This is a genomic window from Cellulosilyticum ruminicola JCM 14822 (assembly GCF_001311925.1).
Taxonomy (GTDB): domain Bacteria; phylum Bacillota; class Clostridia; order Lachnospirales; family Cellulosilyticaceae; genus Cellulosilyticum; species Cellulosilyticum ruminicola.
The window spans coordinates 21788-30012 of sequence record NZ_BBCG01000046.1; the positions used below are offsets into that span (position 1 = coordinate 21788).

Consider the following 8225-nt stretch of genomic DNA (forward strand, 5'->3'; position numbering starts at 1 on the left):
CTTATATAGTCATTAATTATGCTTCTACAACAAAAACGCTCACTGTTGCAAATACTTGTGGATGTAATTTAATTGTTACTTTTAATCCACCTAATCCTTTAATTGGATCTTTTAATTGGATTTTCTTTTTATCTACTGCTACACCTAAATCTTTTTTAATTACTTCTGCGATTTCTTTTGATGTAACAGAACCAAATACTTTTCCACCTTCACCAGTTTTTACTGGTATTTTGATTTCTTTTTCATTAAGTTTTTCAGCAACTGCTTTAGCTTCATCTAATTCATGTTGTTTACGTTTAGCTGCTGCATTTTGCTCTAGTTTTCTATTATTCATGTTTACAGCATTTGCTTCTACTGCTAACCCTTTTGGGAATAATGCATTACGTGCATATCCATCTTTTACTTCCAATAAATCACCTTTTTTACCAACTTTTTTTACATCTTGTGTTAAAATTACTTTCATTTTGATTCACCTTCCTCATTATATTTAGTTATTGCATCTTGTAGTAGTATTCTAGCCTCTTGTAATGAAACATCTTTAATTTGTGCCCCCGCAATACCTAAGTGACCACCGCCACCTAATAACTCCATAATACGTTGTACATTAACTTTATTTAATGCTCTAGCACTAATTATGATATATTCTTCTTGAGGTGTTAATACAAATGAAGCCTCAATTCCCTTAATATTAAGAAGTTCATCAGCAACCTGTGCTGCTATAATATTCGCATGAGGTGCTGCCCCATTGACATCGGCAATTGCTAAATTCCCATCCCAAATCTCAGCTTCCTTAATAGCTGTAGCACGTACTTTATATATTTCCATATCATCTTGGAATAACATACGTACTCTCGTACTATCTGCACCATTTCTTCTTAGAAAAGCTGCCGCCTCAAAGGTTCTAACCCCTGCTTTAGACATAAAGTTCTTTGTATCAATAGTAATCCCTGCTAAAAGTGCATCTGCTTCAATAGGGGTTAATTTAATTTTGTCGCTTAAGTAATTTAAAATCTCTGAAATCATCTCACATGTAGATGAAATGAATGGTTCTACATAAGTAAGTACTGCATCTTCAATAAAATCAGTACTACGGCGATGATGGTCAAATACGACCACTTTTTCAAACTTATCTAAGAATTCAGGACATTCTATATAACTTTTTCTATGAACATCTACTATAACAAGTAAAGTATCTTTTTTAATTTCTTTTTCAGCTTCTTCAGGTGTTATAAATAAATCTTCATATTCTTTTGATTCTATTATTCTATCATACAAAGCCTTAATCGCAAAGGTAGGTTCTCTTAATATAATCTGTGCCTTCTTACCCATAAGTGCAGATGCACGATAAACTCCCATAGCCGCTCCTAAGCAATCCATATCTATGCCTTTATGTCCCATAATAAATACTTTATCAGCTTCATGTAAAAGTTCTTTGAAGGCATAAGCCTTAATCCTAACTTTTACACGGGCACTCTTTTCAACTTCTTTAGTTTTACCACCATAGAAAGTATATTTATCATGATGCTTAATAATAGCCTGGTCTCCACCACGTCCCTGGGCTAAATCAAATGCAATTCTCGCATCTTCTTTAGAACCTGTAAGTGATTTAATGTTATTCCCTATTCCTATGCTAATTGTAACTGGAAGTTCATTTCCTACTTGTATATGACGCATTTCATCTAATAAATCAAATTTAGTCTGCTCCATTTTTTCAAGTTCTTTACGATTGAAAATCATGATATATTTATCACGTTCAATACGAGCAATAACTACTTCACGCTCTTTAAACCATAAATTAATCTTACGATCAATAATAGCAAGCAGCATAGGTCTTCTAACTTCTTCTATACTATGTGTAATCTCGTCAATGTTATCAATACACAAATATCCCATCATACAACGTTGATCACTGATTTGTTTCTTTAAAAATTCATTTTCTGTTGTATCTAAGAAATATAAAACAAATCGAGTTTTTTCACCATCTATTTTTTCTATATTTAAATCAAACTTTTTATTTTTAAGTTCCATCATCATAGGCGGTATATTCTCTAACCCACTAAATTCATTTACTTTAATATCTGGTATAACTCCTTTAATGTCTAACCCAATAGTTACTTCTTCTTCACAAATGTCTGAAAATGTTTTATTAAACCACATAATCTCACCTGCTTCTTCTATAATAGCAACAGGTATTTGAGAATTAGCAAACATTGTATCTTTAATTGTAGTCAATTCCTCTACACACTGTGAAATCTGCGCCTTTATAAAATTATTTATTCTTCTCTCTGCAACTACTGTAATCGCCAACAACATTACAAATATGCTTAAGCTCACAATAGCATGGGGTACATGAAATAACCTAACAGACTGCAAAATAATGCCTATAATCATTAAAAGCTGCGAAAGCCTTAATATCCATATTGCATAAGAAGAATGATTCCCAAAAAGTTTCTTCATATCCCTATCCTTTCTGTGTATTAAACCACAATTGTTACTTTCCTAAAATTAAAAACTGTATCAAGAAAGCCAAATAGTATAAGAAGTGTAGGCGATACTATTATTAAAACACCCAAGAAAATACTACTTATGATTTTTAACCCCTTATTAATTGATGATTTTTTAATGATTCCAATAACACTAAGAAGCCCTAATAACATAAATAACATATACATGATTACAACTACATTCATACCTAAAATCATTGTACTACTTAATGAATCAGTTGCTGTAGCTACTAGCAATATTGCCCCTGCGAGTACTACTAATAATAACCTAGATATTTTAAAATCTAACAACTGACCAAACTTAGGCAATTCTTTATCCTTACGTCGTAAAATAATATGTGTAATAAGTACTTGTATAATTGTACAAATAAAAGTGTGTATAATTATCATTGAAGCAAACAATTGTTTTATTAAATCTAAATTGCCTATAAACATTTGCACCAATTGTACTTCAAGCCCTTTATCTACCACCTTCGATGTTGCAGTAAGCTGCGCTGTCACAATAGGTAATAATGCGTTTTTCAACTCTTCAATAAGAAGGATGTACTCAAGTTCATAATTCATACCTAACCATTTCATAAGTCCCTGATAAATTAAACAAGCAACTCCACTTATAATGCCAGCATACATAATTGTATTTGGTAAAGGATACTTCTTTTTATAAAAATATGCTACAGCATATGCTGGTACAATAATACCAGTAATATAAATCAAACAACTTTCTATGCTTGCTGTTAATGCATAAATAGCTAATAACGTCGCCACATGGTATAAAATATGTGTCTTATACCCTAAAGTATTTTTTATCAAATACAGCGTAAGTGGTATCACTACAAAAGGTAAAATAATTGTTGTACCTATATTATATATACCCGGTATTGCTAAAATGATATAAAATACAAGTAATACACACAATGTAAGCGTTTTTTTGTATCTTGTTTCATTGAAAATCGTCCCTCCTTTGTATTTTAATCAACTACGTTATCTATTTTTTATATTTTAAGTAATATAAACTACTTATTAATATTAACATACTGATTGTATTATTCTATCAAAATAAATATACGTTGTATTATTATACCATAGATTCGACTTTTAATTCTAGTAGTACCCTATACACAAGAAATGAAAATAAAAAAACCACTGCCGGCTAAGCAGTGGTGTGTGCATATTGTTTGGTATTTGTGCCTGTTTCTCTCTATATAATGTGCTAATGTATCAAAAATTAATCTTGTGTGTATGGTAAAAGTGCAATGTGTCTTGCACGTTTGATAGCAACTGTAAGTTTACGTTGTGCTTTAGCTGAGTTACCAGTGATTCTTCTTGGAAGAATTTTACCTCTTTCAGAGATAAATTTCTTAAGAGTATTGATATCTTTGTAGTTGATTTTTTTGATTTTATCACCAGCAAATTGATTTATTTTACGTCTTCTACGATTATGTCTTTTTTGCATTGCCATTGTGTATTCCCTCCTTCTTTAATTACTGTTTCTAATTAAAATGGTAAATCGTCATCTTCTTCAAAGTTAGTAGTAGGTGTAAATCCTACTGCTGAATTTCCTGAAGAGGAACTTGGTGCGGGTGCACTAGTTGGAGCATCCATCATTACACCACGAGATTCTGCTGAAGATCTGCTCTCTGCAAAGTGTTGTTCTTCTGCGACTACATCAATTGATGTATGTTTCACTTTTTGTTGGTCTTCCCAAGTATTTACTTGCAAGCGTCCAACAACAGCAACCATTTGGCCTTTTCTGAAGTACTTCTCAGCAAATTCTCCTGCTTTACCGAATGATACGATATTGAAGAAATCAACATCTTGTTCACCTGGTTTTGCAAATTGTCTTCTTACAGCAATTCCGTATCTTGCTACTGCAACTGGATTAGCTGATTGAGAATAGCGCACTTCTGGATCTCTAGTCAAACGTCCCATTAATATAACTTTGTTCATACTCAGACCCCTTCCTTCAGGAAATTATTATTTATCTTCAAGAGATACGATTAAGTAACGAAGAACTTGTTCCATGATGCGAACTCTAGCTTCGATTTCTGCTGGAGCAGAAGTTTCAGCATTGAATTGAATGAAGTAATAGAAACCTTCTCTTTGTTTTTCGATTTCGTAAGCAAGTTTTCTTTTGCCCCAATCGTCAACGTTTGTGATTTCTCCACCGAAACGTACGATAAGTTCTTTCACTTTTTCAAGTGTCGCTACTCTTTCTTCTTCGCTTAATGTTGAGAATAACACAACTGATAATTCATAATTTTTCATTATGACACCTCCTTCTGGTCTTTGGCCCTACATCGATGTGTAGAGCAAGGATTACATTACAGTTTTATATGATACCACAAAAGATTATGAAAAACAAGCCTTTTTGCTAATTAAAAATTTAGCAAATATAGGTAAATTTTTGTCTAATTTTTTTAATCTTATTCATTGTTTACTGCTTGTCTCAGAATCTTTTTTACGCTTTTTTCAAACTTTATACGTGGTATCATAATTAAATGATTACATGCAATACAGCGTAACTTAAAATCTGCACCCACACGTAGGATTTCCCATTCATTTGTACCGCATGGATGTGGCTTTTTCATTTGTACAACATCTCCAACTTGATAGTTCATGCGCATCCTCCTTTTCTTTATAACCATTTTTTATGATGATTATACACTTTTTAATGACTTTTATTATACTTTCCCTTAGTTTTTTTGTCTAATATATGCCCAAAAAAGACTATCTTTTTTAGATAGTCTTTCTCGTTAATAAATTATTATTTGCGCTGCAGGTATTTATGCTTTATTAAACATTTTCATTTTATATACAATGCTATTTTCATAAAAGAAAGTAAACCATAAATAGTTGATAAAGAATAAACACCACATATAGTTTTCTGTACTAAAACCTTTTAATCCAATTAAAGATAATAAACCTAAAAAACCATAATACTTATATTTATCATATCCCATATTCCTACCCCTCCATAAAATTTATTAACACCATTTTATGTTATTTTAAATACTTTTTCAACTTATTATTTTCTATTCAAAATTTTTCATCGATTATTAAGATTTATATTTTGTATTGATTACTTTTAAGCTTATATTGATGTTCAGGTCTTCCTACATTTCCACTAGTTAACTTAACGTCAATCTGCTGTGTTTCCTCTAAATAATCCATATACTTTTTAATCGTTACATTACTAATTTGTATTGCTTTAGCAAGTTCTCTTAAAGTCCATACCTTCTCTGGTTCTTGTTGTAAGAAAGCAATAATTTTATCTAGGATTCTTTTATTTTTCCCTTTTGGTAATTCTATATTTGTTTCATCTCTCTCTTCTATACGATCAATATCCACTTGCTTAATCGTTCCTTTATTATTAAGCCACTGTCTTCTTTTTAAATGCTTTTCTATAGCTTCTTGAAAGCGTTCAAACTCAAATGGTTTTATTAAATAATCAATTACACCATAGGCATACGCTTTTTCTACTTCATTTTGATTATTAGCTGCTGTAATCATAATCACATCACAATAAAACCCTTTATCACGTAATGCTTTCAAGATATCCATACCTTTCTTCTGTGGTAAATACTCATCTAATAGGATTAAATCAATTTTTTCACTCTCTACATATTTAAAAACTTCTTCTTCTATCATTACAGGTCCATAACTAGTCATGATTCCCATCTGTTCTAAATATTTCTTGTTAATCAATCCTACCATTGGATCATCTTCTACGATTAATACTTTACTCATTTTTATACTACTCCTTTAGGAAGTGTTACTTCAAGTAGCTTCTCTCCCTCTTCTTCTATCAGCTTAATGTCTCCATTATATAAGGCGATACGATTTTTTACTAAATATAGCCCAGTACCTCTTCCTTCTCCTTTAGATGAGGTGCCTAATTCAAATAAGTTTTCTTTTATTTCTAGTGGAATCTGTTCACCATAATCACTTACTTCAATAATAATTCGCTCTTCATCTTCCTGTAAATTTACAATAACATCTTTATCATTTATATCAGCCTTGCTACATGCTTCAAGTGCATTTTCTATTAGGTTTCCTATAATCGTAATCAAATCATGAGAATCTATATAACCATGAGTACGTTCAAGATAAGAATCTTCTGTTACTATTAGCATAGCTTGTCTCTCCTTATCCATAATACATCTACTTAATAAAAGTGCTCTTACATAATAGTCTTTTACATAACTAAATTGATTTTCTTCTTCTGCCTTAGTTTTTTGTATCTGCTGAATATATTTCTTTGCTTCTTCACCTTCAGCTGTAATAATCCCAATATCACATGTAGATTATTCTTAAACTCATGCACAGTAGCTCTTAAGTTCTTATTAATCTCTTCTACTCCAGTAATCTCTTTAGCAATGCGGTTAATTTCTTCTTGATCCAAAATTGTAATAACAGCACCTAAATATACCTCTTCTCTTATTACAGGTTGAATACTTATAAACAACTTTTTTAAGTGAATGCAATATTCCTGCATTCTACTAAAACGCTTTTCCTGTAAATTAAATCGTAATTTATCCAATAACTCTTCTTCTAATAACCTTGCAGCTCTTTCATTCATTTCACTAATTTGATTTCTAGTATCTAATGCAATAATACCTTCTTGTACACTATTTAAAATGATTTCTTTTTGCGTATATAACCTACTAATCTCTTCTGGTTCCATATTTAATGTAGCTTTCTTTATACGATAGGCAAAGTACTTAATAGTACCTTCTGATAAATCTTTGAAGAAGATTTGAGATTCTCATTCAAGTACGTCTGTAGCAAATCCACCTAATTTACCGCTTTCAATTCCTCTAATAATAGCATCAACGTCTCGTAATTCACCACGTGCTGTATTAATGAGAATTGCATCTTGTTTCATTTTTGCATTTAACAATCTTTTTTAACTGTGTTACTCTAATCATCTTTAATTTACTAATTATATTTTAAACAACAAAAAGAGATTAAAGTTAATACTTTAATCTCTTTTTAACTAAGGCGGCAACCAGATTTGAACTGGTGATGAAGGTGTTGCAGACCTCTGCCTTACCACTTGGCTATGCCGCCATCTACTAAATTATATATTTATTAATATGTAATTATTAGTAATAATAATTAAACTCCCCGAGTAGTTCGAACCTACGACCCTTCGGTTAACAGCCGAATGCTCTGCCGCTGAGCTATCGAGGAATATCACCTTAAACCTATTAATTTAAGATTAAAGGCGGCAACCAGATTTGAACTGGTGATGAAGGTGTTGCAGACCTCTGCCTTACCACTTGGCTATGCCGCCATAATTTGGCAACCACTTACTTTCCCAAGCCATCTCCAGCCAAGTATCATCAGCCGCTTAGGTCTTAACCAACGTGTTCGGAATGGAAACGGGTGTGTCCCCCAAGCGCATCGTCACCAAAATGACCCGTACGAGAATCGAACTCGTGTTACCGCCGTGAAAGGGCGATGTCTTAACCGCTTGACCAACGGGCCTTTTATATATTCAATACTATTCTATTGAAAACTCCCCGAGTAGGGTTCGAACCTACGACCCTTCGGTTAACAGCCGAATGCTCTGCCGCTGAGCTATCGAGGAATATATTTTACTTATCTGATTACTTAAGAAGTATATCACATTCATTAACTTATGTCAATATTTTTTATACTTCCAAAACTAAACACAATTATTAACGAATCTTTTTATTCGCCTTTAACCTTTTATTT

At 32.0% G+C, this 8225-nt stretch carries 12 protein-coding genes, 5 tRNA genes and 1 rRNA gene; all 18 read right to left on the minus strand.

Annotated elements, in window-relative coordinates:
* Positions 1-16: 16 nt before the first annotated feature.
* The 18 genes from rplI to JCM14822_RS13555 all read right to left on the minus strand — a co-directional run bounded on the left by rplI (position 17) and on the right by JCM14822_RS13555 (position 8097).
* Positions 17-463 carry a 50S ribosomal protein L9 gene (gene rplI / locus JCM14822_RS13480; protein ID WP_054742898.1) on the minus strand — a complete coding sequence of 149 codons (447 nt, stop codon included), beginning with the start codon at positions 461-463 and terminating at the stop codon, positions 17-19.
* Complete coding sequence (locus JCM14822_RS13485) at positions 460-2457, minus strand: DHH family phosphoesterase (RefSeq protein ID WP_054742899.1); 1998 nt, start codon at positions 2455-2457, stop codon at positions 460-462. Before JCM14822_RS13485 ends, rplI begins: the two co-directional genes overlap by 4 nt.
* 20 nt (positions 2458-2477) lie before the next feature.
* Positions 2478-3419, minus strand: coding sequence for a DUF2232 domain-containing protein (locus tag JCM14822_RS13490; protein WP_054742900.1), 942 nt, complete (start codon positions 3417-3419; stop codon positions 2478-2480).
* Positions 3420-3729: 310 nt separating this feature from the next.
* Complete coding sequence (gene rpsR / locus JCM14822_RS13495; protein ID WP_054742901.1) at positions 3730-3963, minus strand: 30S ribosomal protein S18; 234 nt, start codon at positions 3961-3963, stop codon at positions 3730-3732.
* Between the two features lie 35 nt (positions 3964-3998).
* The gene (locus JCM14822_RS13500) at positions 3999-4451 is read right to left on the minus strand and encodes a single-stranded DNA-binding protein (RefSeq protein ID WP_054742902.1); all 453 of its coding nucleotides are present in this window, start codon (positions 4449-4451) and stop codon (positions 3999-4001) included.
* Between the two features lie 27 nt (positions 4452-4478).
* Complete coding sequence (rpsF, locus tag JCM14822_RS13505; protein ID WP_054742903.1) at positions 4479-4769, minus strand: 30S ribosomal protein S6; 291 nt, start codon at positions 4767-4769, stop codon at positions 4479-4481.
* A 158-nt stretch (positions 4770-4927) separates the two neighbouring features.
* Complete coding sequence (locus JCM14822_RS13510) at positions 4928-5128, minus strand: DUF951 domain-containing protein (protein ID WP_054742904.1); 201 nt, start codon at positions 5126-5128, stop codon at positions 4928-4930.
* 159 nt (positions 5129-5287) lie between these two features.
* On the minus strand, positions 5288-5464 hold the full coding sequence (locus JCM14822_RS20995) for a hypothetical protein (RefSeq protein WP_172674826.1): 177 nt from the start codon (positions 5462-5464) through the stop codon (positions 5288-5290).
* Between the two features lie 103 nt (positions 5465-5567).
* Complete coding sequence (locus tag JCM14822_RS13515) at positions 5568-6251, minus strand: response regulator (protein ID WP_054742905.1); 684 nt, start codon at positions 6249-6251, stop codon at positions 5568-5570.
* 2 nt (positions 6252-6253) lie between these two features.
* Positions 6254-6637: a sensor histidine kinase gene (locus JCM14822_RS13520; protein ID WP_054742906.1), complete on the minus strand. Its 384-nt coding sequence runs from the start codon at positions 6635-6637 to the stop codon at positions 6254-6256.
* A 62-nt stretch (positions 6638-6699) separates the two neighbouring features.
* The gene (locus JCM14822_RS13525) at positions 6700-7188 is read right to left on the minus strand and encodes a Spo0B domain-containing protein (RefSeq protein WP_054742907.1); all 489 of its coding nucleotides are present in this window, start codon (positions 7186-7188) and stop codon (positions 6700-6702) included.
* Positions 7189-7269: 81 nt separating this feature from the next.
* Positions 7270-7389 carry an NAD(P)-dependent oxidoreductase gene (locus JCM14822_RS22680; protein WP_083461456.1) on the minus strand — a complete coding sequence of 40 codons (120 nt, stop codon included), beginning with the start codon at positions 7387-7389 and terminating at the stop codon, positions 7270-7272.
* A 114-nt stretch (positions 7390-7503) separates the two neighbouring features.
* Positions 7504-7574 (minus strand) — tRNA-Cys (locus JCM14822_RS13530).
* A gap of 53 nt (positions 7575-7627) precedes the next feature.
* Positions 7628-7697, minus strand: a tRNA-Asn gene (locus JCM14822_RS13535).
* 32 nt (positions 7698-7729) lie between these two features.
* Positions 7730-7800: transfer RNA gene (locus tag JCM14822_RS13540), tRNA-Cys, on the minus strand.
* A gap of 3 nt (positions 7801-7803) precedes the next feature.
* A 5S ribosomal RNA gene (gene rrf / locus JCM14822_RS13545) occupies positions 7804-7921 on the minus strand.
* Position 7922: 1 nt separating this feature from the next.
* Positions 7923-7994 (minus strand) — tRNA-Glu (locus JCM14822_RS13550).
* A 31-nt stretch (positions 7995-8025) separates the two neighbouring features.
* Positions 8026-8097, minus strand: a tRNA-Asn gene (locus JCM14822_RS13555).
* Positions 8098-8225: the final 128 nt, after the last annotated feature.